The organism is Epibacterium ulvae, assembly GCF_018678075.1.
Taxonomy (GTDB): Bacteria; Pseudomonadota; Alphaproteobacteria; order Rhodobacterales; family Rhodobacteraceae; genus Epibacterium; species Epibacterium ulvae_A.
Genome location: NZ_JAHHIR010000017.1, coordinates 39,882 through 61,446, shown reverse-complemented (window position 1 = coordinate 61,446; position 21,565 = coordinate 39,882). Strand labels below are relative to the sequence as shown.

22 protein-coding genes and 1 tRNA gene are annotated in these 21,565 nt (G+C 58.0%); 11 read left to right on the top strand and 12 right to left on the bottom strand.

From position 1 onward, the window contains the following. Positions 1-201 precede the first annotated feature (201 nt). A tRNA-Leu gene (locus KMP13_RS04420) sits at positions 202-288 on the bottom strand. Positions 289-449: 161 nt separating this feature from the next. After that, on the bottom strand, positions 450-2,081 hold the full coding sequence (locus tag KMP13_RS04415) for a peptidoglycan-binding domain-containing protein (protein ID WP_215264345.1): 1,632 nt from the start codon (positions 2,079-2,081) through the stop codon (positions 450-452). A gap of 130 nt (positions 2,082-2,211) precedes the next feature. Between KMP13_RS04415 and lipB the strand changes: the two genes are divergently transcribed. Further along, entirely contained in the window at positions 2,212-2,868 is a 657-nt protein-coding gene (gene lipB / locus KMP13_RS04410) for a lipoyl(octanoyl) transferase LipB (RefSeq protein WP_215264344.1), read from the top strand. A 39-nt stretch (positions 2,869-2,907) separates the two neighbouring features. Here lipB and KMP13_RS04405 read toward each other — a convergent pair whose 3' ends face one another. Further along, positions 2,908-3,327, bottom strand: a complete 420-nt coding sequence (locus KMP13_RS04405; RefSeq protein ID WP_215264343.1) for an HIT family protein — start codon at positions 3,325-3,327, stop codon at positions 2,908-2,910. 273 nt (positions 3,328-3,600) lie between these two features. Between KMP13_RS04405 and ctaD the strand changes: the two genes are divergently transcribed. Together ctaD and KMP13_RS04395 are read left to right on the top strand one after the other, a co-directional pair. Then, on the top strand, positions 3,601-5,259 hold the full coding sequence (gene ctaD / locus KMP13_RS04400) for a cytochrome c oxidase subunit I (protein WP_215264342.1): 1,659 nt from the start codon (positions 3,601-3,603) through the stop codon (positions 5,257-5,259). 82 nt (positions 5,260-5,341) lie between these two features. Beyond that, complete coding sequence (locus KMP13_RS04395) at positions 5,342-5,827, top strand: DUF2244 domain-containing protein (protein WP_215264352.1); 486 nt, start codon at positions 5,342-5,344, stop codon at positions 5,825-5,827. An 83-nt stretch (positions 5,828-5,910) separates the two neighbouring features. Here the strand turns inward: KMP13_RS04395 and KMP13_RS04390 are convergent, their stop codons facing one another. Continuing rightward, positions 5,911-6,384: a GatB/YqeY domain-containing protein gene (locus KMP13_RS04390; RefSeq protein ID WP_215264341.1), complete on the bottom strand. Its 474-nt coding sequence runs from the start codon at positions 6,382-6,384 to the stop codon at positions 5,911-5,913. Positions 6,385-6,603: 219 nt separating this feature from the next. On the opposite strand from KMP13_RS04390, the gene carA reads away from it, so the two are divergent. Both carA and KMP13_RS04380 read left to right on the top strand, forming a co-directional pair. Further along, positions 6,604-7,767, top strand: coding sequence for a glutamine-hydrolyzing carbamoyl-phosphate synthase small subunit (gene carA / locus KMP13_RS04385; protein WP_215264340.1), 1,164 nt, complete (start codon positions 6,604-6,606; stop codon positions 7,765-7,767). 110 nt (positions 7,768-7,877) lie between these two features. Further along, positions 7,878-9,866 carry a glycosyltransferase gene (locus KMP13_RS04380; RefSeq protein ID WP_251363675.1) on the top strand — a complete coding sequence of 663 codons (1,989 nt, stop codon included), beginning with the start codon at positions 7,878-7,880 and terminating at the stop codon, positions 9,864-9,866. Here KMP13_RS04380 and KMP13_RS04375 read toward each other — a convergent pair. Beyond that, positions 9,823-10,473, bottom strand: coding sequence for a GntR family transcriptional regulator (locus KMP13_RS04375; RefSeq protein WP_215264350.1), 651 nt, complete (start codon positions 10,471-10,473; stop codon positions 9,823-9,825). The genes KMP13_RS04380 and KMP13_RS04375 overlap by 44 nt on opposite strands. Positions 10,474-10,612: 139 nt before the next feature. Here KMP13_RS04375 and KMP13_RS04370 point away from each other — a divergent pair, with 139 nt between their 5' ends. Next, positions 10,613-11,257: a pyrimidine 5'-nucleotidase gene (locus KMP13_RS04370; RefSeq protein WP_215264339.1), complete on the top strand. Its 645-nt coding sequence runs from the start codon at positions 10,613-10,615 to the stop codon at positions 11,255-11,257. 4 nt (positions 11,258-11,261) lie between these two features. Here KMP13_RS04370 and KMP13_RS04365 read toward each other — a convergent pair whose 3' ends face one another. Then, positions 11,262-12,023 (bottom strand): nuclear transport factor 2 family protein, encoded by a 762-nt coding sequence (locus KMP13_RS04365; RefSeq protein ID WP_215264338.1) that lies wholly within the window; start codon positions 12,021-12,023, stop codon positions 11,262-11,264. 184 nt (positions 12,024-12,207) lie between these two features. On the opposite strand from KMP13_RS04365, the gene KMP13_RS04360 reads away from it, so the two are divergent. After that, entirely contained in the window at positions 12,208-13,410 is a 1,203-nt protein-coding gene (locus tag KMP13_RS04360) for a UbiH/UbiF family hydroxylase (protein WP_215264337.1), read from the top strand. Here KMP13_RS04360 and KMP13_RS04355 read toward each other — a convergent pair. Beyond that, positions 13,407-13,874, bottom strand: a complete 468-nt coding sequence (locus tag KMP13_RS04355) for an Lrp/AsnC family transcriptional regulator (protein WP_215264336.1) — start codon at positions 13,872-13,874, stop codon at positions 13,407-13,409. The genes KMP13_RS04360 and KMP13_RS04355 overlap by 4 nt on opposite strands. After that, entirely contained in the window at positions 13,871-14,326 is a 456-nt protein-coding gene (locus KMP13_RS04350) for an Lrp/AsnC family transcriptional regulator (protein ID WP_215264335.1), read from the bottom strand. The genes KMP13_RS04355 and KMP13_RS04350 overlap by 4 nt, the downstream gene beginning before the upstream one ends. Positions 14,327-14,455: 129 nt before the next feature. On the opposite strand from KMP13_RS04350, the gene ilvC reads away from it, so the two are divergent. The 3 genes from ilvC (at position 14,456) to KMP13_RS04335 (ending at position 16,891) form a co-directional block, all read left to right on the top strand. Then, positions 14,456-15,478 carry a ketol-acid reductoisomerase gene (gene ilvC, locus KMP13_RS04345; protein WP_215264334.1) on the top strand — a complete coding sequence of 341 codons (1,023 nt, stop codon included), beginning with the start codon at positions 14,456-14,458 and terminating at the stop codon, positions 15,476-15,478. A gap of 109 nt (positions 15,479-15,587) precedes the next feature. After that, complete coding sequence (locus KMP13_RS04340; RefSeq protein WP_215264333.1) at positions 15,588-15,986, top strand: hypothetical protein; 399 nt, start codon at positions 15,588-15,590, stop codon at positions 15,984-15,986. After that, positions 15,983-16,891 (top strand): DMT family transporter, encoded by a 909-nt coding sequence (locus KMP13_RS04335; protein WP_215264332.1) that lies wholly within the window; start codon positions 15,983-15,985, stop codon positions 16,889-16,891. Before KMP13_RS04340 ends, KMP13_RS04335 begins: the two co-directional genes overlap by 4 nt. Positions 16,892-16,911: 20 nt before the next feature. On the opposite strand, the gene KMP13_RS04330 is transcribed toward KMP13_RS04335, so the two are convergent. Continuing rightward, positions 16,912-17,232, bottom strand: coding sequence for a hypothetical protein (locus KMP13_RS04330; protein ID WP_215264331.1), 321 nt, complete (start codon positions 17,230-17,232; stop codon positions 16,912-16,914). A 120-nt stretch (positions 17,233-17,352) separates the two neighbouring features. On the opposite strand from KMP13_RS04330, the gene KMP13_RS04325 reads away from it, so the two are divergent. Further along, entirely contained in the window at positions 17,353-18,081 is a 729-nt protein-coding gene (locus tag KMP13_RS04325) for a helix-turn-helix transcriptional regulator (protein WP_215264330.1), read from the top strand. Between the two features lie 39 nt (positions 18,082-18,120). On the opposite strand, the gene glmM is transcribed toward KMP13_RS04325, so the two are convergent. Genes glmM through KMP13_RS04310 form a run of 3 tightly spaced genes read right to left on the bottom strand, consistent with a single transcriptional unit; the run spans position 18,121 to position 21,444 of the window. Further along, entirely contained in the window at positions 18,121-19,464 is a 1,344-nt protein-coding gene (glmM, locus tag KMP13_RS04320; protein ID WP_215264329.1) for a phosphoglucosamine mutase, read from the bottom strand. Between the two features lie 55 nt (positions 19,465-19,519). Next, positions 19,520-20,515: a dihydropteroate synthase gene (gene folP / locus KMP13_RS04315; protein ID WP_215264328.1), complete on the bottom strand. Its 996-nt coding sequence runs from the start codon at positions 20,513-20,515 to the stop codon at positions 19,520-19,522. After that, entirely contained in the window at positions 20,512-21,444 is a 933-nt protein-coding gene (locus KMP13_RS04310; RefSeq protein WP_215264327.1) for a dihydroneopterin aldolase, read from the bottom strand. The genes folP and KMP13_RS04310 overlap by 4 nt, the downstream gene beginning before the upstream one ends. Positions 21,445-21,565 lie beyond the last annotated feature (121 nt).

Here is a 21,565-nt window from a genome sequence, read left to right as displayed (position 1 = left end):
GGTCGGCGCGTTTGATATCTTTGACGATCTTCTCGCCAGGACTTTTGCGGGTTCCAGTTGTCTGTCTCATCTTCCACTCCTCAGTGGTTACGATGAGCCAGAAACACTCTCTTATCAAATAACGCTATTTGGACCCATAGGCGCTGACGTCAGACACTATAATATTTGAGTTTTTTGAGAAATTCACATCAAAATGTGAAATGGTGCGGTCGAGAAGACTCGAACTTCCACGGGAGTTACCCCACAGCGACCTCAACGCTGCGCGTCTACCAATTCCGCCACGACCGCACTGTCATAGTCTTGGTGAAGGGGCGTATAGACCAGCTGTATCTTGTTGAAAAGAGGCAAAACGCCAATTGGTTGAGATTTTGCCGAAGGTTTTTGAGGCCGGACTCAAAATGGCCCCACCGTTGGGTAGGGCCATTTTTATGGAGCAATTATGGGAGGTCTCAGTCGCCAAAGCTAAAGGTTGGTAGACCCGTCGCATCGCTGGAGGCAGGCACCGGTTGCGCCAGTTTCGGGGCGCCGCCCAGCTGACCTGCTGCAAGCTTCACAAGCGCCACACGTTCCGGCTGCCCTGGGGCAAAAACCGGCTCTGCTCCACCTTCAAGAGCCGTGACGGCAACCCCGTACCAGTCCTGCGCACGCTGCACGGATGTCGGTGCACCAAAGCCAAGGGCGATGTGGTGGCCGATGAGTTCCGCATAGGGGCGTTTGCCGAGACCAGTCATGATCAGACCGGCCCCGAGCGCCACATCCATGTTATCGCGGCGGTAGCCGGACAGCAGGCAGATCGCGGCTGTGTTGTTCAACTGATCCAGCGACATATTGCTTTGCAGGATGAACTTTTGAACGTTGCTCATCACCGTATTGGCGTCCTGGACCTGCAACTGTGCCAGGAACGGCTTTACTGCCGGTCCAAACTGGTCGCACTGATTGTCGACCTGCGCCTGGGTAACCCCATTCAGAGAGGCCATCATGCCTTCGCCATTGTTGATCGCATAAGACCGAGCAAGGCAGAACTGTTCGCCAAGCGCGAGTTCCGGATCGGTCATATTGGACACAGTCATATAGCCGCCGCTGGAACTGGTCAGCAGGCTCACTTTGCTGCAATGGCTGGTCAGCGAGGCCTGTGGCGTGGTCGCTTGCGGCGTCTCAAACAGGGTTATGCCACCCAGACCGCCTGCAGGTGCGGGCGCCTCGTTGGACGCAAGAACCGTACCAGGTGCCGAAGGTGCCGGCACTGGCGCAGGCGTGGTATTGGCGAATGTCGCCTGCCCTTCGGTCATTTTACAGGACCCACGGTGGCAGGCGAAATTCGCAGGGGTCACGCCACGGCCCAGAAAATCATTGCGCTGATAGCCGTCTGGAGTAGAGGCAAAAACCATCACGGTACAATGGCTGGCACCGCACCAAAAGGACGAGCCCGACACCGAGGTGTCGATCATGTAGTCATTCTTACCGTCGCCATTCATATCTGCCAGCTGGATAAAACCAGAGCGTTGCAGCAGCTGTTCGGCGGTGGGCTCGGCACTTTCGGCGATCTCATCCACCGCTTCGCTGACTTCAATCGGAAGCCCCGCATATCCGGTGCTGGCAGGTTTGCCAAAGCTCTCGTCGCGCCAGGTGTGCAACAGGCTGCGCACGCCATTGGGGCCTTGCACGGCCTTGATAACCTGCGGTCCGCCGATTTGCGCCCGGTTGAACGAGGTCACTAGGAAATCACGCTCATACGGGGTCAGATTTCCGGTCGCCGGAAACCCCATAAAGACTTGGTACTGTGACATGGCGGCGCGAGAGCGGCTGCCCATGACGCCATCTGGCGTGCCAGCCGGGAAGCTGAAGTAGTTCAGCGCGGTCTGCGTCTCGCGGTTGGCGACCCGAGAGGCGCTGTAAGCGGTCGAACTGCGGGTTGATGTTCGCGGTGTCGAACGACGGTTCTTGTTCACCTCATTGGTGATTACCCCGCCAATGATCCCTCCAACAAGCGCTGCCCCCAAATCGCTGGCCATCGCAGGACCAGAGGCCGTCGTCAAAAGGAATGAAGTGGCCACTGCGGCCCGAAGCGCCTTGGAAGACATCACACTCACCTCTATGGATTACTCACAACAGAATCAGAATACCGCAGCCTGGCGCAATCTGGCGAGTCCTGTCTTGCTTGCTTTGTGTAGGTTTAACGGCAAATGCGATGGACCTAAGGAGTTTGGGACAATGGTTGAATGGATCACCGCAGAAGGTTTGGTGAGCTATGAGGACGCTGTTGCCTTTATGGAAGAACGGGTTGCACGTATTTCCGCAGGTGAGGCGGACGAATGCATTTGGCTGCTGGAGCATCCGTCGCTTTACACTGCAGGCACCTCTGCGAAACGGCAGGATTTAACCGATCCCGACCGATTTCCGGTCTATGACAGCAAGCGCGGCGGGCAATACACCTATCACGGACCGGGACAGCGAGTCGTTTATGTCATGCTGGATGTGGCAAAACGCGGCAAAGACGTGCGCCAATTTGTGCAGGATCTCGAGAGCTGGGTGATCAGCGCGCTGGACAAGTTCAACATCAAAGGTGAGATCCGCGAAGGCCGGGTTGGTGTCTGGGTCGAACGTCCCGACCGCCCCAAAACCGTGACTGGTCAGACAGCCGAAGACAAGATCGCGGCCATTGGCATTCGCCTGCGCAAATGGGTCAGCTTTCACGGCATCTCGATCAACGTGGAACCCGATTTGGAGCATTTCACGGGAATCGTGCCCTGCGGCATCTCAGACTTTGGTGTGACAAGCCTGGTTGACCTCGGCTTGCCGGTTGGCATGGATGATGTGGATGTGGCGCTGCGTCAGAGCTTTGAAGAAATCTTCAACACCGACACCTGATTGATCTGGCGGCAGAGCCGTTGCCCTGCCCCAATCAGATTACGCTATGGCCTGCCGGATCTTTTCCGCATGGGCTTTGATTGCGGCCATATCCCCCATATTGCCCGCCGGGCGCAGCGGCAGACCTTCGTGACGCGGCAGCACGTGGAAGTGCAGGTGAAAGACCTCTTGCCCGCCTGCGGCCTCGTTGAATTGCTGGATGGTCACACCATCCGCATCAAAGGCGGACTTGGCGGCAAGTGCCAGTTTTTGCACCGTTTTGATCACAGCACACAATTGGTCGGGCGTGGCGTCCAATGTGTTGCGGCACGGCGTTTTGGGGATCACCAGCAAATGCCCGTCCGAGCGTGGCATGATATCCATAAAGGCCAGCGTCGCGTCATCTTCATAGACTGTCTCGGACGGGATCTCCCCGCGCAAAATCTTGGCAAAAATATTGTCTGGATCATAGCTCGCCATCGCGCAGCCCTCCTGTGAAATCACCGTCATTTGGGTTTTCGACCCCCACCGGCATCAGGTCAAGCGCCATTTCCCGCCGCCTGTACCCTGCCCGCAACCCACCGACCCACCGTAAGCGGCGGAAAAATTCAACCAGCCGCGACAATTATTCTTGATCTAGATCAAACTCGGCCATTGAAGCACTGGGGCGAGCGCTCTAAAAACTCTCCTGAGGGTTCGGGCTGCCGGGAGGATGCCGCGCGGCCTGCAGGTATGTACACAGGAGGCACCTTAATGGCAGATGCAGCCATTCATGGTCACGGCCACGAAGATGAACGCGGTTTCTTTACCCGCTGGTTCATGAGCACAAATCACAAGGATATCGGGATCCTTTACCTGATCGTTTCATCGATCGTGGGTCTGATCTCTGTTATCTTCACCGTTTACATGCGTCTGGAACTGATGGATCCAGGCGTCCAATATATGTGTCTGGAAGGCTTTGCCTCTGACCCATGTACGCCCAATGGGCACCTCTGGAACGTCCTGATCACGGGCCACGGCATCTTGATGATGTTCTTTGTTGTGATCCCGGCGTTGTTTGGCGGTTTTGGCAACTATTTCATGCCGTTGCAGATTGGTGCACCGGACATGGCCTTCCCGCGGATGAACAATCTGAGCTTCTGGATGTACGTTGCCGGCACCATGCTGGCGGTCTGTTCCGTCTTTAGCCCCGGTGGTAACGATCAGCTGGGTTCCGGCGTAGGTTGGGTTCTGTACCCGCCGCTGTCAGTGAACGAAGGCGGCTACTCGATGGATCTGGCGATCTTTGCCGTTCACGTCTCGGGTGCCTCGTCCATTCTGGGCGCGATCAACATGATCACAACCTTCCTGAACATGCGTGCCCCTGGCATGACCCTGTTCAAGGTGCCGTTGTTCTCCTGGTCGATCTTTGTCACCTCGTGGCTGATTCTCTTGTCCCTGCCGGTTCTGGCGGGCGCGATCACCATGTTGCTGATGGATCGTAACTTTGGGTTCACCTTCTTTGACCCCTCAGGTGGCGGCGACCCGATCCTGTACCAGCACATCCTGTGGTTCTTTGGCCACCCTGAAGTGTACATCGTGATCCTGCCGGGCTTTGGCATCATCTCTCACGTGATCGCGACCTTCTCGCGCAAGCCAGTCTTTGGCTACTTGCCGATGGTCTGGGCGATCATTGCGATTGGTGTTCTGGGCTTTGTTGTTTGGGCGCACCACATGTACACCGTTGGGATGACCCTGAACCAGCAGGCCTACTTTATGCTGGCAACAATGGTCATCGCGGTGCCAACAGGCGTCAAAGTCTTCTCGTGGATCGCCACCATGTGGCAGGGCTCAATTGAATTCAAAGCGCCGATGCTGTTCGCCTTTGGCTTCCTGTTCCTGTTCACCGTTGGTGGTGTGACCGGTGTGGTTCTGTCGCAGGCGGCTGTGGACCGTGCGTATCACGACACCTACTATGTTGTGGCACACTTCCACTATGTGATGAGCCTCGGCGCGGTCTTCGCGATCTTCTCAGGCATCTACTTCTACTTCGGTAAAGTCACCGGCCGTCACTACAACGAGCTGGGCGCACAGATCCATTTCTGGCTGTTCTTCATCGGCGCAAACCTGACCTTCTTCCCACAGCACTTCTTGGGTCGTCAGGGCATGCCGCGTCGTTACATCGACTATCCAGAAGGGTTCGCATACTGGAACAAGATCTCATCTTACGGTGCGTTCATTTCCTTTGCCTCGTTCCTGCTGTTCTTTGGTGTTGTCATCTACTCGCTGCTGCGCGGCGCCAAAGTGACCCAGAACAACTACTGGAACGAATATGCCGATACGCTGGAATGGACCTTGCCGTCGCCTCCGCCAGAGCACACGTTTGAAATCCTGCCCAAGCAGGAAGACTGGGACAAGCCTCACGCCCACTAAGGCGCGGCTCTTCCAGCAAATTATAACGAAGGGCCCCTGCATCTGCGGGGGCCCTTTTTCCATGTCACATCAGGCACCGCTTATGCCCTATGAATGGATTACACCGCCCAGTGCCGATTCAGGCGAGTTGCATCTGTGGCCCCATCAATCCCTGACGGCCAAGGGCTATGTGCGGGTCATCGCACTGGCTGCGGCGCTGTCGCTGGTCCCGCTGATCCCGGTCCTCGGCTCCATCGTGTTATGGGGGATATTGCCATTTCTGCTGGTCGCGCTTTTTGGGCTGAAATGGGCACTGGATCTGAGCCGCCGCAACGCGCAGGTGCTTGAGATCCTGACCCTGGACGAAGACGACGCACGCCTCACCCGCCACGGCCCCGCCCGCCAACGGCAAGAGTGGCAGGCCAACCGCTATTGGGTCACGGCCCACCTTCACAAATTCGACGGCCCGGTGCCGAACTATGTGACCCTGCGCGGCAATGGGCGCGAGGTGGAGATCGGTGCCTTCCTGTCCGAAGAAGAGCGCGAGGCTCTGTTCAGCGAGCTGCAAACGCTCTTTGTCAAACCATAGGATCACCAGACCCAGCCCATAAAAAAAACCGCCACAAGGGCGGCCTTTTTAAGTCGAAATCGTATTCGATGTGGGCGAGCCGATCAGCAACCGCCCGAGGTACAAAGCTGATCTTTGACCAGCGTGCCAACCTTGCCAAAATCCATTTGGCCCGTGAACTTGGCCTTAAGCGCCGCCATGACTTTTCCCATGTCACGGATCGATGCTGCGCCGGTTTCGGCAACTGCATTTTTGATCGCATCCGTGATCTGGGTGTCATCCAGCTGCTTGGGCAGGAACTCTTGAATAACCTCGATCTCGGACAGTTCCCGCTCCGCCAGATCCAGGCGTCCGCCTTCCTCATAGGCGCGGGCGCTTTCGGTGCGCTGCTTGGTCATCTTGCCCAGAATGGCGAGGATCTCGCTATCAGCGATCTCACCCTCGTCGCTGGTGCCACGCGCGGCAATTTCACGGTCCTTGATGGCAGCATTGATCAGCCGCAGGGTGGCCAGACGCTCAGAGGCTTTGTCTTTCATCGCCTGCTTCAATGCGTCGTTTACCCGCTTTCGCGTATCCATATCTATCTTCCATACAACAGGATTAGGAAAAACGAGCATTACCCAGTTTCGCAGCCTCTGACAAGTTTAGCCTGTTCCACGCCGTTTTTTGTTAATCACAGGTCGATCCAGACCAGGTTTAACGCATAATTTTCGCTCGGATGCCGGCGGGCACTGCTTGACCGTCCCTGCGCTGCACCCTACAAGCCTGTGAATTTTACCCGCATGGAGAGTCGCGTTATGGTCGTTACCGCCCCGTCCAAGCCCACCGCCTGCTTGGCGCTTGCCGATGGCACCGTCTTTTATGGTACTGGCTTCGGTGCCACCGGGGAGACCGTGGCCGAGCTGTGCTTTAACACCGCGCTCACCGGATATCAGGAGATCATGACGGACCCGTCCTATGCGGGGCAGATCGTGACCTTCACCTTCCCGCATATCGGCAACGTCGGCGTCAATCCAGAAGACGATGAAACCGGAGATCCCGTGGCTGCCGGCATGGTGGTCAAATGGGACCCGACCCTGTCGTCCAACTGGCGCGCCACCGAAGAGCTGAAATCCTGGCTCACACGCACCGGCCGGATTGCAATTGGTGGCATCGACACCCGTCGCCTGACCCGCGCGATCCGCCAGCAGGGCGCACCCCATGTTGCCCTCGCCCATAACCCGGATGGTGTCTTTGACATCGAAGCGCTGGTGGCCAAAGCCCGCGCCTGGCCCGGCCTCGAAGGCATGGATCTGGCCAAAGACGTCACCTGCGCGCAATCCTACCGTTGGGACGAAATGCGGTGGGCCTGGCCCGAAGGCTACACCCGCCAAGAAGCCCCAACCCACAAAGTTGTCGCCCTGGACTTTGGTGCAAAACGCAACATCCTCCGCTGCCTGGCCTCTGCCGGATGCGATGTGACGGTTCTGCCCGCGACGGCCACGGCCGACGAAGTGCTCGCGCATAATCCAGACGGTGTGTTCCTCTCCAACGGCCCCGGCGACCCGGCCGCAACAGGCGAGTATGCTGTCCCGATGATCAAGACCATTCTGGACACCACAGACCTGCCGATGTTTGGCATCTGCCTTGGTCACCAGATGCTGGCGCTGGCTCTGGGTGCCAAAACGATCAAGATGAACCACGGCCACCACGGTGCCAACCACCCGGTCAAGGAATACGAGACCGGCAAGGTTGAGATCACATCGATGAACCACGGTTTTGCCGTGGATGCGCAATCCCTGCCTACGGGCGTGGAAGAGACGCATGTCTCGCTCTTTGACGGCTCCAACTGTGGCATCCGGATCAGCGAACGTCCGGTCTTCTCGGTTCAACAACACCCCGAAGCAAGCCCCGGCCCGCAAGACAGCTATTACTTGTTTGAGCGTTTTGCAGAGGCTATGGCCCAGCGCAAAGCATCGTGAAATCAATGGGTTTCGCCGTAAAACCGGCGGGACCCTCACGGTTGTTAATGCTTTTTTAACCCAAAAATCAACTCTACTTATACGGTAATCATCCACAGGATTGATGCCGCATGGGCAAAGTTTGGTCTTCCAACGTTGCACTCCCCGCGACGCCCCGTGAACGCGTGGGCGGCCCGCTCTTGGGGAAAATTCTGCTGCGCCAAAACGCGGTCAGCAATGACCGGCTGATGCGGGCTTTGGTCTTGCAACAGCACCAGCGCGCCAAGCTCGGCCAGATCCTTGTGGCGCAAGGTTGGGCCAGTCGTGCCAAGGTGTTACAGGCATTGGCCGACCAACACGACATGCCCACCGTGACATTAAAAGGCCGCCAGATGAGCCGCGCTTTGCTGGGGCGCAAAGCACCGGCGTTTTGGTTGCTGCACACGGCGGTTCCCTGGATGAAGCTGGGGGACACAGTTGTGATCGCCATCGCCCATCCCGAAGAACGTGCCACGCTCGAATCGGCTTTGGGTGGAAGTTTTCCACAGGTGAAATTTGTACTGGCCGATGAAGAGGACATTCGCACCGCAATCGCCAGCCATTTCCGCCGTGAACTGGCGCATAATGCATCCTCTCGCACCCCCAATCGGATGAGCTGCCGCAATCTGATGAGCCGCAATTTGCAGCGTGTCTTATGCGGCCTGATGGTCATGCCCGCAGCTGGGCTGCTTCTGGCACCGCAGGCGACGTTTGCCGCGCTGACATTGGCGGCGCTTTTGTGCCTGTGCTTGTTCATGTCGTTGAAACTGGTGGGGTTGCTGTCGCATATCCAGCAACTCAGGCACGCCCGCGCGCCCACCCCGCCGGTCAACAAAGGGCAATTGCAACGGCTGCCCAGCATCTCGGTCCTGGTGCCGCTGTTCAAAGAGGCCGAGATCAGCCGCGATCTGCTGCGCAGGCTTGGCAAACTGTCTTATCCGCGCACCCTGCTGGACGTGTTCCTGGTGCTGGAAGAAGATGACACCATCACCCAAAACGCCGTCTCGCGGGTCGATCTCCCCCATTGGATCAAGGTGATCGAGGTGCCGCGCAATGGTGGTTTGCAGACCAAGCCGCGCGCGATGAACTATGTTCTGGATTTCTGCCGCGGCGATCTGGTGGGCGTGTGGGACGCCGAAGACGCCCCCGACGGGGACCAGCTGGAAAAAGTCGCCCGCGCCTTTGCCGATGCGCCTCCCGGTGTGGCTTGTTTTCAGGGCGTGCTGGATTACTACAACCCCACCACCAATTGGCTGTCGCGCTGCTTTACGCTGGAATACGCCGGCTGGTTCCGCATCGTGCTGCCTGCGTTGTCCAAACTTGGTCTTGTGTTGCCGCTGGGGGGCACCACGATGTTCATCCGGCGCAATGTGTTGTTAGAGATCGGCGGCTGGGACGCCCATAATGTGACCGAAGACGCGGATCTGGGCGTGCGTCTGTACCGTGCGGGCTACGAGACCCAGATGTTGCCTGCCACCACCTATGAAGAGGCCAATTGCCGTGCCTGGCCTTGGATAAAACAGCGCTCTCGCTGGCTCAAAGGCTTCATGGTGACCTACCTGGTCCATATGCGCCGCGCCGGGCAATTGCGCAAAGACATCGGTTGGTGGAAACTCTTGGGGCTGCAGGCGTTTTTCATCGGAACCGTTGGCCAATTCCTGCTGGCACCAATCTTGTGGACCTATTGGCTGTGGTGGTTGGGTTTCGCCCCGCCGGTCGCAGCCAACCTATCGGGACAGAGCGCGCAGACCTTGGTGATCCTCATGCTGGGGTGCGAGGTGTTGTCGATATTGCTCGCCATCGCCGCCGCCTTTGCTTGTGGGCGCAAACGGCTGGCCTTCTGTGCGCCGACGCTGTTGTTTTACTACCCGCTGGGCACCATCGCCGCCTACAAGGCGCTCTATGAGCTGATTATAAAACCGTTTTACTGGGACAAGACCCAACATGGGCTGCACAGCGACCAACCCAGTGCACAGATTAAACCACGGGCCAACCCACAAACCAGCGCGCGGGGACCCAAAGTGACGCTTACATCGGTTACCGTTGCTCGCGCTGGATCGCGTCCTGCTTCAGGCGGGTGACAAAAGCGACCGAGATATGTTCGCGCAATGCCTTATATGCCGCCTCTTCATCACGGCGCTCAATCGCATCGACGATTTTCTTATGCTCGGCCTGCGCAATACGCCCCCGCCCCTGCGCCGATAGCGAGGTGCTGACCATCAACGCCATGGTCCGGTGCACCAGATCCAATTGCTGCACCAAATAGCGGTTGTGCGAAGCCAGATGGATCTGTTCGTGGAACCGGCGATTGGCGCGTGCCAGCTCTACCGGCTTGTCCACCAGCGCATCATCGGCGGCGACCATCTCACGCAGAACTTTGACCTCCTCGGAAGTTGCGTGTTTGGCAGCCAGCCGCGCGGCCAGCCCCTCCAATTCACTGCGTACCGCGTAAAGCTCGGCCATTTGGTTGTGATCCAACGAGGCGACAATCAGCGAACGCCCGTCACGCTCCAGCAGGGATTGTGTCTCCAGCCGTTGCAGCGCTTCACGGATCGGGGTGCGCGACACGCCAAACTGTTCCGCTAGATCGCTTTCCACCAGCCGGTCGCCCGGTTTATAGACGCCAACGTCAATCGCTTCGAGGATCAGAGCATAGGCGTCTTTTTGGTTGCTGCGGTTCTGGTACATCGTCATCCCTGTGGTCGTGTGGATATTATGTCTACACCGCTCCCGATTTGGTGCAACCCTTTGCCAGAAACTGCGCCGATTTCCCGCAGCCCGCGCGCGCGCCATTGTCACGCCAGCGCCCAGCACGTAACGAGGTTGCATGACCAAACATGCTTTTTCCCACGTCCGCCATTGGGTCTTTGATCTGGACAATACGCTATACCCGCCCTCAGCGCGATTGTTTGACCAGATCGAGGTTAAGATGACCCGCTATGTGATGGAGGTTCTGGGCGTCGAAAAAGCCGAGGCCGACCATATGCGCAGCCATTACTGGCATGCGCATGGCACCACGCTGGCCGGGTTGATGACCCATCACCAAATCGACCCGGAACCCTATCTGGAAGCGGTGCATGACATCACGCTCGACCATCTGGAACAGGACCAGGCGCTGGCTCAGCACATTGCCGCCCTACCCGGCAAACGCATCGTCTATACCAACGGATCCGCCCCGTATGCCAAACGCGTGCTCGCCGCGCGGGGGCTGGCGGGATTGTTTGACGGGGTCTTTGGGGTAGAACACGCCGCGTACCGGCCGAAACCCGAACGCGCGGCCTTTGATCTGGTGTTTGAAAAAGCCGGGATCGACACTCAAACCGCTGCCATGTTCGAAGATGATCCGCGCAATCTCACCGCGCCACACGCCATGGGCATGCGCACGGTCCATGTCGCGCCAGAGGCCACGCCAGCAGATCACATTCACCACCACACCGATGATTTGACCGCTTTTCTGGAACGGCTGCTGTAGCCGTTCAGAACTTCCCGTTGGTGTTTTTCCACTCGGGCTGCGGTGCCACGGTTTCTGTGGTGTCCCAATGCTCTGCGATCAACCCCGCCTCGTAACGGAACAGGTCGTAAAACGCCGTCTGCGTCCCATCGCGCAGCCCCTCGCTCACCGTCAGGACAAAATCCCCCTGCGCCAGAACGCGGTGCAATCTCTGATAGGTAATCCGCGGCTGCCCAGCGTGGTCGGCAGATAGCGCCGCGCGCAAGGATGCAATTCCATCGCCCAGATGCGGATTATGCTCGATATAGTTGGCGTCCATATGCCCGGCCAAGGCCTCAAACCGGCGCATGATCAGCACCTGTTGAACAAACCCTCGCGCCTGCCTGCGGTTTTCTTCGGTCAGATGCAGATCCGTGACCGCAACCGGGCCCTCGACCATATCACGGCCCGATAGATTGGGACCAAGCCGGTCTTGGATATTGTCCCAATGTTCCACCGCCTGCCCGTCTTCAAACCGGAACACCTCGAAACAGATTTTGCGGCTTGAGAAATCATATTCCATCTGGGCAAAGACATAGTCGCCATCTTCAAACCCGCGCACCATATTGACCCGTGGCTCCGTTTTGGCGAGGCGCGCAAACAAACTCGCCAGCCCTTCGCTGCCCTCATGGGTTTGCGGGTTGTGCTGGATGTATTGCGCCTCATTCACCACAGCAATCGGACCGGGATCGCCGGTTTCAATGCTTTTCAGCAGCTCACGGATCTGGTCGATACGGTTTTGTGTCATCGGCGTCCCTTCCCCTCTGCCAGAACTCTAACCCCGCCATGGCGCACTGTCTTGTGAAAGCAGCACTTGCCAATTTCGCACGGCTCATCCCGCCCCGAGGCGAATGATCACAGCGCGCAGCTGTCGCCTGTACTTCCCTTGCGCAAAACCCTATGTGAGGGACAGAGTTCTGGAGGGCGGTAGTATGTCAGAGAGCTGCGATATCTTCATTTCCGGTGGCGGGATTGCCGGTCTTACGGCGGCGGCCACCTTTGGTGCGATGGGGCTGAACGTGATCTGCGTCGACCCGACGCCGCCCATTGTCGAGCGCGACACCAAGGGCGCGGACCTGCGCACCACAGCGTTTTTGCAGCCAGCCAAATCGCTGTTGTCTGAATGTGGCCTGTGGGAGCGTTTGGACGCCCATGCCGCCCCATTGCAGATCATGCGGATTGTCGACGCCGGGGGCGCCTTGCCGACGCCGCGCGTGGTGCGCGATTTCAACGCCTCCGACATCTCGGACCAGCCCTTTGGCTGGAACCTGCCCAACTGGCTGTTGCGCCGTGAAATGATGGCCCGCTTGGCCGAGCTGCCGAATGTCGATCTGCGTATGGGCACCGGCGTTGCGCCACGCGGTCTGTTCACCCGTATGGACAGCGCCCGGGTCACCCTGACAGATGGCGCGCAGATCGCGGCCAAACTGGTGCTGGCCTGCGATGGGCGCAATTCCCCCGTACGCGAGGCCGCAGGCATTCCTGTGTCGACCACCCGCTACGGTCAAAAGGCGCTGGCGCTAGCGGTCACCCATGACGCCCCTCACGACAATGTCTCAACCGAGGTGCACCGCAATGGTGGCCCGTTTACCCTGGTGCCGCTGCCGGATTATCAGGGCAAGCCCTCCTCGGCGCTGGTCTGGATGGAGCGCGGCCCAAAGGCACAAGAATTGCTGAACCTGCCTGTTGCGGCCTTTGAAGCGGCGATGACCGATCGCAGTGGCGGGGTCTATGGGCCGTTGAAACTGGCCTCAAACCGCACGATCTGGCCGATCATCAGCCAATCCGCAGCGCGTCTGAACGGCGAACGCGTCGCCCTGATGGCCGAAGCCGCCCATGTGGTGCCCCCGATCGGGGCCCAAGGGTTGAACATGTCGCTGGGTGATCTGACCACCTTGCGCGATCTGATCCAAACCCGTCCCGAAGGTCTGGGTGACACCGCGATGCTCAGCGCCTATCACAAGGCCCGCCACCGCGAGATCATGATCCGGGTGCGTGGCATTGATCTGTTGAACCGCACGTCAATGTTGGAGCCGCGCCCCTTGCGCGATCTGCGTGCCGCAGGCCTCAGCGCGCTTTATTCGCTGCCACCGGTGCGCCGGACGTTGATGCAGATGGGCCTGGGTGTGCGTTAGACGCCCTCCCCCAAGGGCCCCGGCCTGCGTTCCTCGGACAGCATCACATTGGCCTCGACATTGCCAACGCCGGGCAGAGTCATCACCCGCCGCCGCAGCACCCGTTCGAAATCGGCAATGTCGCGCGCGGTCACCCGCAGGCGATAATCATAGAGCCCCAGAACATGTTCCACCCGCTGCACCTCGGGGATGGCGGTCACCGCTCGTTCAAAATCCTCGAGCGAGACCCGCCCTTTGGTCGCCAGTTTGACACCCAGAAACACCGTGACCCCAAAGCCCAGCTTTTCCTTGTTCAGATCCAGCCGACGCCCAACCAGAATGCCTTGATCCTGCAAGCGTTTGATCCGCCGCCAGGTGGCCGGCTGGCTCAACCCCAGTTCCCGCCCCAAAGCCCCGGCAGATTGAGTGGCATCCGCCGACAGGGCGCGCAATAGCGCCAGATCGATTGCGTCATACTCGCTCATATGGGCAGGCTTTCTTCGGCTTTGATCCGTGCCACATGCATCAACGCCTCAATATCCGCGATATGTGGCAACAGCAGGATCTGCCGACGATAGATCCCCTGATAATGCGCCATATCCCGTGCAATGACCGTCAGGCGCACGTCCACCTGCCCTAGAAACGTTTGGATCTCCAGCACTTCGGGAATATCACGCGCAGCGGCAATGAATTCGTCAAAGGCTTGCGCATATGTCTTGTCCAGGGTCACCCGCAGCGACACCTCAACCTCATACCCCAGCGCGCGCCAATCGATCTCCATTCGCACGCCCTGGATCACACCACTGTCGCGCAGCTTCTCCGCCCGACGCGACAGGCGCGACGGGGTCAGCCCCAATTGATCCGCCAGATCCGGCAGCGATTGGTCCGGTTCCGCCTGCATACGGCGAAGAATGCGTCTATCCAAATCATCAAGCATGATTGAATCAGTAATTGAAAGTTATGCGAATGATAAGCGCAAAATAAGGTGAATTATCAAACGAAACACTCTCGCGCCTGTCGCAGGAATGCCTATGATCTCCGCAAATTCAATGTGAGGAGACGTGACATGCGCGTTTATTATGATCGCGATTGCGATGTGAACCTGATCAAAGACAAAAAAGTCGCTATTCTGGGCTACGGCTCGCAAGGTCACGCGCACGCGCTGAACCTGCGCGATTCCGGCGCCAAGAACCTTGTTGTGGCCCTGCGTGAAGGCTCTGCATCGGCCAAGAAAGCCGAAGGCGAAGGCCTGACCGTTATGGGTATCGCCGAAGCGGCAGCTTGGTGTGACGTGATCATGTTCACCATGCCCGACGAACTGCAGGCTGAAACCTACAAGAAATACGTCCACGACAACATCAAGCCGGGTTCCGCAATTGCATTCGCTCACGGCCTGAACGTCCACTTTGGCCTGATCGAGCCCAAAGAAGGCATCGACGTGATCATGATGGCGCCCAAAGGCCCAGGTCACACCGTACGCGGCGAATACACCAAAGGCGGCGGCGTGCCCTGCCTTGTTGCGGTTGACACCGACGCCACCGGCAAAGCGCTGGAAATCGGCCTGTCCTATTGCTCCGCCATCGGCGGCGGTCGCTCCGGCATCATCGAGACCAACTTCCGTGAAGAGTGCGAAACCGACCTGTTCGGTGAACAAGCTGTTCTGTGTGGCGGTATCGTTGAACTGATCCGTTGCGGCTTTGAAACTCTGGTCGAAGCGGGCTACGCCCCTGAAATGGCCTATTTCGAGTGTCTGCATGAAACCAAGCTGATCGTTGACTTGATCTATGAAGGCGGCATCGCCAACATGGACTACTCGATCTCCAACACTGCTGAGTACGGTCAATACGTCACCGGCCCACGCATCCTGCCATACGAGCAGACCAAGAAAGCCATGAAGGACGTCCTCACCGACATCCAACAGGGTAAATTCGTGCGTGACTTCATGCTAGAAAACCAAGTTGGCCAGCCCACCATCAAAGCCTCCCGTCGTGCCAACGACGAGCACCAGATCGAGGTTGTCGGCGGCAAACTGCGCGACATGATGCCTTGGATCTCTGCTGGCAAAATGGTCGACAAAGAGAAGAACTAAGCTCTTTCTCTGATTGCACTTTTGAAGCAGGGTCGGCATCGTCGGCCCTGTTTCTTTTGGGGGCACTTGCAGGATGGAAATCGACTTAGACGTAAGGCGACGAAAAATAATGCCCCGCCTGACGACAGCTACTGTCTGTCTCTTCGTCGCCATCTGGTGCTATTTCGGATTTGCCACAGGCGTAAATGTGGAATGCGGTAAGCTTTCTGTACCGGCCGAGAAACGGCTTCGTTTCTGCAAACTGGCCGAACGGTTTAGCCATCCACTTTTGACAGATCACCAGTTGGCTGATGCTTTGCTGGACAGCGCCATCACCTTGGCTGAACTTGGTAAAACCCATGCAGCTTCAGAGGATTTCAAGAGGTCCTGGCATTTACAAAACCCGTACAGAAAAGAAGTTAACACCGCCCGATCCAACACGATTAGGCGAATGACACATCCTGATGTGGCACGATCTGTCCAGCAGATCTGGAGAGACGCCATCACAGAAAGCAGCCGATCCAAATGAACACCTCCCCCACCATCGCCCCCCACTATTGGGTCATGATCGCAACCCTTGGCTTTGTCTGGGGTGGGACGTTCTTGATGGTTGAACTGGCTCTGCGCGGCGTGACACCGTTTTGGCTGGCGGCTGGGCGGATTGGCTTTGCGGGCATCTTGCTGTCGGCGATCTGGGGCGTTCGCGGTTTCCGCTTGTTCGAAGACCGCAGCAATTGGACATCCGTTACTTTGGTTGCGCTGCTCAGCACTGCGCTGCCGTTTTTGTTGCTCAGCTGGGGCCTGCAATATGTGACCTCGGGCTTTGCTGGCGTCAGCATGGGTGCGATCCCACTGATGATACTGCCGCTCGCACATGTCTTTGTCGCCGGAGAGCAAATGGGGCCGCGACGGATCCTTGGCACAGTGCTTGGCTTTGTTGGCATTTTGATCCTGATCGGTGGCAAGGCCTTTGACAGCAGCGGGTCCGACCTTGAAACCTTTGGCCGCCTGGCCTGCCTGTCCGCTGCCGCCTGTTATGCCTGCTCTTCCATCCTGACCCGCCGCCTACCACCCGTGGACTCACTGGGCCTGGCGGCAGTGTTGATGCTGATTGGCGCGGTGGTGATCATCCCCATCGCCTGGATCGCCGAAGGCCCGCCCCCAGCGCTGGATCAAGAGACGTTATTCTGGGTTGCCATCCTTGGTCTCATCCCGACGGCCGGCGCCAATCTGCTGCGGGTGATGGTTGTGCGCGGGGCTGGGCCGGTCTTCATGAGCCTGACCAATTACCAGGTCCCTGTGTGGTCGGTCACATTGGGCGCTTTGATCCTCAACGAGGCACTGCCATCATCACTTTTTTATGCGCTGGCCCTGATTATTGGCGGCGTGGCCATCAGCCAATACAAATCGCTATCAGCGCTATTAGGTCGATAATCAAAGTGCACATTACGCACTCAGGACGCATTCCTTCGCCAATCTCTAATTCTGCGAACCAATAAAACGCAGATCAAAACATAAATGAATGTGACCCATCCAATAAACACATACAAAACCAAAGATGTCCCAATTCCCCAGCCCAGCACGAAAAAAGAAACGATAAAAGAGATCACGGCAACCGCAAGGCTGAAGAATGTGATTTGGATCCCGACCCCTTTGAGTGAGTTGGCATCATCACAATCCAGACGCTGCACCCCCGACGACGTGGGTATCGAAAGCCCTTCGGCAGTGGGGTTTTCTGATTTCAACATGTCTTCGGTAACGTTAAATTGATTCATGGCGAAACCTGCGTAGATAAATATTCTTTTGCGTGTATATTTCCTTCATGGTCAATTCTTCAAAGGCCGTAAACCTATACAATTCTATAGTATCGAAACGCAAATTACATCGAAATCGAAATGTCCGATAGTTTACTGGAATTCACTTCAAATATCGCTTCGGCCAAATCAGCAGAAGACGTCGGGAAACATTTTCTAAAAACTGCTGATTTTATGGGGGTTTGCCTGCTGCACGCATTTATGGGCACCCCAGAAGAATCCTTCCGCGTGACGACCATGCCGGACTGGGGCGTGAAAATGGACTGTCACCGGCCCGATCTGATGGACTGCTATACCGTGCAAAATGTGCGTGCAGGTATACCTAGAACGCTGTGGGGGTTGGATATTGATGCCCAACAAATAGACAGAATTACCCCTGCGTCGCTTCAATCAAGCCGAGACAGGTTCGAATACTATGGGCAGCGGACAGCCATGACATTTGCCATGCCGGATCCAGATGGCATCTACCGCGGTGCAGGTGCCGGGTTTGGCTTTGCGGAAAATTCTGCGCAGTTCAAAACCATGTTGAAAGAACAGGGCGGGATCTGGGCCGTATTTGCATTTGCCGCGCATTCTCGGATGCAGCAACTTCTGGATCTGGCGCCGGGAAAATCTCCGCTGACCAAACGTCAGGCTGAAATTCTGGTGCTGCTTGCCAATGGTATGCAACTGGGCCAGATCGCAGATGCTTTGGTGGTCTCAGACTCAACGATCAATATGCATCTGGCGACCCTGAAAAAACGCCTGAACGTCAAAACCAAGGAGCAGGCATTGGCGATGGCGCTGACAAACAATTGGATCGCCGTCTAACGCCACGTGGTGCCGCGGCGACCCATTTCTGAAAACTGGTTAAGCTGTTGCCACCTCAACCGCGCTGACAACACTGTCGACGGCTTGGTTCAAAATCGCCTCATCCTCGCATTCCGCCATCACCCGGATCAAAGGTTCGGTGCCCGATTTTCGGATCAACAAGCGTCCCTGCCCGTCCAAAACCTTCTCGGCCGAGGCAATAGCGTCCTGCACACGTTCATTCTCCAGCGGCACCTGCCCGGCGGTGTAGCGGACGTTTTTCAACAGCTGCGGCACCGGGGTGAATTGATTGGTAAGCTCAGAGGCTTTCTTGTCGCTGCGCACCATCTCTGCCAGGAAATGCAAACCCGCCATCAGACCATCGCCAGTGGTGGCAAAATCGGTCATCACGATGTGGCCGGACTGCTCACCACCCAGGTTGAAGCCCTCTGCGCGCATCCGCTCCACCACATAGCGATCCCCAACCGAGGTACGCTCCAGCGAGATCCCGTCAGCGTTCAAGGCCCGCTCCAGACCCAGGTTCGACATCACGGTGGCAACCAATGCATTGCCATTCAAACGCCCATCCCGGTGCCATTGACGCGCCAACAGCGCCATCAACTGGTCGCCGTCGGCCACCGCGCCGGTCTCATCAATCACGATGACGCGATCCGCATCGCCATCCAGGCAGATCCCAACATGGGCGCCATGCGCAACCACAGTTTCCGCCGCCACCGACGGCTGGGTCGATCCGCAACCACGGTTGATATTGCGCCCATCCGGGGCGACGCCAACCGGAATAACCTCTGCGCCCAGCTCCCACAGGATCTCGGGCGCGGCGCGGTGGGCGGCGCCATTGGCGCAGTCGATCACCACTTTCAGCCCTTCCAGACGCACATCGCGTGACAATGAGCTTTTGACCCGTTCGCCATACCGGAACCGCGCATCATCCACCCGTTTGGCCCGCCCGATGTTATGCGACTGAGCACACTCCACCCCGGCCTCGATCAGCGCTTCGATCTCCATCTCTGCAGTGTCCGAGAGCTTGTATCCGTCGGGGCCAAAGAATTTGATACCATTGTCATCCGCCGGGTTATGACTGGCGGAGATCATCACGCCCAAATCCGCGCGCATGGAGCGAGTCATCAGACCCACCGCAGGCGTCGGCACCGGCCCCAACAACAAGACATTCATGCCCGTTGATGTCAGACCCGCCGTCAGCGCGTTTTCAAACATATACCCCGAAAGTCGCGTATCCTTGCCAATCACCACCCGGTGGCCGCTGCCGTTGTCCCGGCGAAAGTAACGCCCAACCGCTGCGCCAATCCGCAGCGCCATTTCGGCCGTCATCGGGTGAATATTGGCGGTGCCACGCACGCCGTCGGTTCCAAAAAGTTTCCGCATCGCTTTTGCCTCGCAACTGGGCCGGTTCATTGCCGGTGCCATGATTGCTGTCAGGTTACCGGATGGCCTGCCACAGGCGCAATGCCTGATGCGTGGCGGCCACGTCATGTACTCGCAGGATTTGCACGCCTTGGGCCACGGCTGCAAGCCCCACCGCCACCGAGCCCGGCATCCGGTCCACAGCCTGCGGCGCATTGCCGATGTCGCCGATAAACCGCTTACGCGAAGCCCCCAGCAAGATCGGACATCCCAGCGTGTGAAACAGGCTGATGTTTTTGAGCAGCGTCAGATTATGGGCCTGCGTCTTGCCAAAGCCGATGCCCGGATCCACCACGATCTGGTCACGAAAAACACCGATGGCTTCCAAACGGTCGATCTGTTGTTCCAAAAAGTCATAGACGTCCAGCAGCACATTTTCATACTGCGGATCATCCTGCATGGTCTGCGGATCACCCTGCGCATGCATGATACAGACCGGCACCCCCGCCTGCGCGGCCAAGGGCGCAAGCGCCGTGTCATGCGTAAAACCCGAGACATCATTGACCAGACTGGCCCCGGCCTCCAACCCTTCCAAAGCCACTGCGGCCTTGCGGGTATCGAGCGAGATTGGCACTTCGCTCTGTTCTCGGATCCCGGCAATCACCGGGGCTGTGCGCGCGATCTCTTCGACCTCTTCCACGGTTTCAGCACCGGGACGGGTGGATTCGCCGCCCACATCAATAATCGACGCGCCTTGTTTGATCATCCGCTGCGCCGCCGTGCAGGCCACGTCGTAATCCTCATGTACCCCGCCGTCCGAGAAACTGTCGGGGGTGACGTTCAAAATGCCCATCACCTGAGGCGTGCCCATATCCAGCCCCGCAATAGACGAGCGGCGCGCCGACATGCGGCGGCGGTGTTCTTCGGGGACCAATCCGGCTGGCATGATCTGCGGCGGGCGCCCCCGCTCCAGCGCTTCGACTTCGGAAAACCACAGGCGGCCCCCAGCCAGGGGAATGGCACCTTCGGGGCGGGTTTCGCCATCTCGCACTAAGGGTCGGAAATAGATCAAATCTCTGCTTGCTCCAATGTCACCGCGCGCAAGGGGGTAGCGGACGTCCAGTTCGCGACATCAGCATCCCCAGCAAAAGCAAGCACCTCGCAGGCTGCGAAGTGTTCTGCAAACCATTTGGCCAGCGCCCATCCGTCTTCGGCGTCCACGTCAGATCCCTCCGGAGCATCCAGCACGATCTTGGCCGGAGCCCATACGCTAATCTGGCGGTTTTTCAGCGCCCAGTCCAGTTCAGTGCGGCTGGCCACAACCACACATCGTGGCTCTCGATTGTTCAACTGCCATGCGGCGAGTTCGACCGAAACCAGTGCTGCGCGGCGACGCGGACCATCCGACATGCCATCGCGGTCTTTGGTCGGCGCAGGCGGAACACATACCACCAGCGGTGCCTCCATCGCGGCCATCTGGTCGATCCAATGCGAGACATGCGGGCTTTTTAATGCGACCTCAGTCAGATAGGCGATCCGCGGATTTGGGGCCGCAACCACGTCCACGGGCGCATCGGTCACCACGCCCTCTTTGCTGCGCACAATTTCAACACCCAGCGCGCCCGGACCCCGGTCCAGCTTTTCAATCCGCACGAACACCCGCCGCGCTTGCGGTTCTTGCAGAATACGCAGCGCCACACGGTCACAGAGGGTCTCCAACAGGTTCAACCGCTCGGCGGCCAATTCGGCGGCAATCGACTCTGCCAGCGTGTCATAGGACAGGATGCGATCAACATCATCGTCCAGATCTACAGGCAAGGGCGCGATTTCCACCACCACGTTGAAACTCAGCCGTTGGGTTACATCGCGTTCGCTCTGAAAAGCGCCGATTTCCACATCCACGATGTGATTGCGCAACGAGAGCCGATCCAAAGGGCGATCAGCGGTTGCCTTTGCACGCGCTTCGGGATGCGCAAAGGCAAGTTCGGTTTCAGATGTCATCTCAGCTGTCCTTGACGGATGGCACAAAGCCCCGAACCAAACTGGCCGGGGCTTTCTCTATACCGTCTTAAAATCAGGGGAGACAGCGCTATCGCGCAGCATTTCGCGCCAAATACGCCAA

Coding starts and splice junctions, on each gene's coding strand:
- KMP13_RS04415 (WP_215264345.1), bottom strand. CDS start 2,081: ATGTCTTCCAAGGCGCTTCGGGCCGCAGTGGCCACTTCATTCCTTTTG.
- lipB (WP_215264344.1), top strand. CDS start 2,212: ATGGTTGAATGGATCACCGCAGAAGGTTTGGTGAGCTATGAGGACGCT.
- KMP13_RS04405 (WP_215264343.1), bottom strand. CDS start 3,327: ATGGCGAGCTATGATCCAGACAATATTTTTGCCAAGATTTTGCGCGGG.
- ctaD (WP_215264342.1), top strand. CDS start 3,601: ATGGCAGATGCAGCCATTCATGGTCACGGCCACGAAGATGAACGCGGT.
- KMP13_RS04395 (WP_215264352.1), top strand. CDS start 5,342: ATGCCCTATGAATGGATTACACCGCCCAGTGCCGATTCAGGCGAGTTG.
- KMP13_RS04390 (WP_215264341.1), bottom strand. CDS start 6,384: ATGGATACGCGAAAGCGGGTAAACGACGCATTGAAGCAGGCGATGAAA.
- carA (WP_215264340.1), top strand. CDS start 6,604: ATGGTCGTTACCGCCCCGTCCAAGCCCACCGCCTGCTTGGCGCTTGCC.
- KMP13_RS04380 (WP_251363675.1), top strand. CDS start 7,878: ATGGGCAAAGTTTGGTCTTCCAACGTTGCACTCCCCGCGACGCCCCGT.
- KMP13_RS04375 (WP_215264350.1), bottom strand. CDS start 10,473: ATGTACCAGAACCGCAGCAACCAAAAAGACGCCTATGCTCTGATCCTC.
- KMP13_RS04370 (WP_215264339.1), top strand. CDS start 10,613: ATGACCAAACATGCTTTTTCCCACGTCCGCCATTGGGTCTTTGATCTG.
- KMP13_RS04365 (WP_215264338.1), bottom strand. CDS start 12,023: ATGACACAAAACCGTATCGACCAGATCCGTGAGCTGCTGAAAAGCATT.
- KMP13_RS04360 (WP_215264337.1), top strand. CDS start 12,208: ATGTCAGAGAGCTGCGATATCTTCATTTCCGGTGGCGGGATTGCCGGT.
- KMP13_RS04355 (WP_215264336.1), bottom strand. CDS start 13,874: ATGAGCGAGTATGACGCAATCGATCTGGCGCTATTGCGCGCCCTGTCG.
- KMP13_RS04350 (WP_215264335.1), bottom strand. CDS start 14,326: ATGCTTGATGATTTGGATAGACGCATTCTTCGCCGTATGCAGGCGGAA.
- ilvC (WP_215264334.1), top strand. CDS start 14,456: ATGCGCGTTTATTATGATCGCGATTGCGATGTGAACCTGATCAAAGAC.
- KMP13_RS04340 (WP_215264333.1), top strand. CDS start 15,588: ATGCCCCGCCTGACGACAGCTACTGTCTGTCTCTTCGTCGCCATCTGG.
- KMP13_RS04335 (WP_215264332.1), top strand. CDS start 15,983: ATGAACACCTCCCCCACCATCGCCCCCCACTATTGGGTCATGATCGCA.
- KMP13_RS04330 (WP_215264331.1), bottom strand. CDS start 17,232: ATGAATCAATTTAACGTTACCGAAGACATGTTGAAATCAGAAAACCCC.
- KMP13_RS04325 (WP_215264330.1), top strand. CDS start 17,353: ATGTCCGATAGTTTACTGGAATTCACTTCAAATATCGCTTCGGCCAAA.
- glmM (WP_215264329.1), bottom strand. CDS start 19,464: ATGCGGAAACTTTTTGGAACCGACGGCGTGCGTGGCACCGCCAATATT.
- KMP13_RS04310 (WP_215264327.1), bottom strand. CDS start 21,444: ATGACATCTGAAACCGAACTTGCCTTTGCGCATCCCGAAGCGCGTGCA.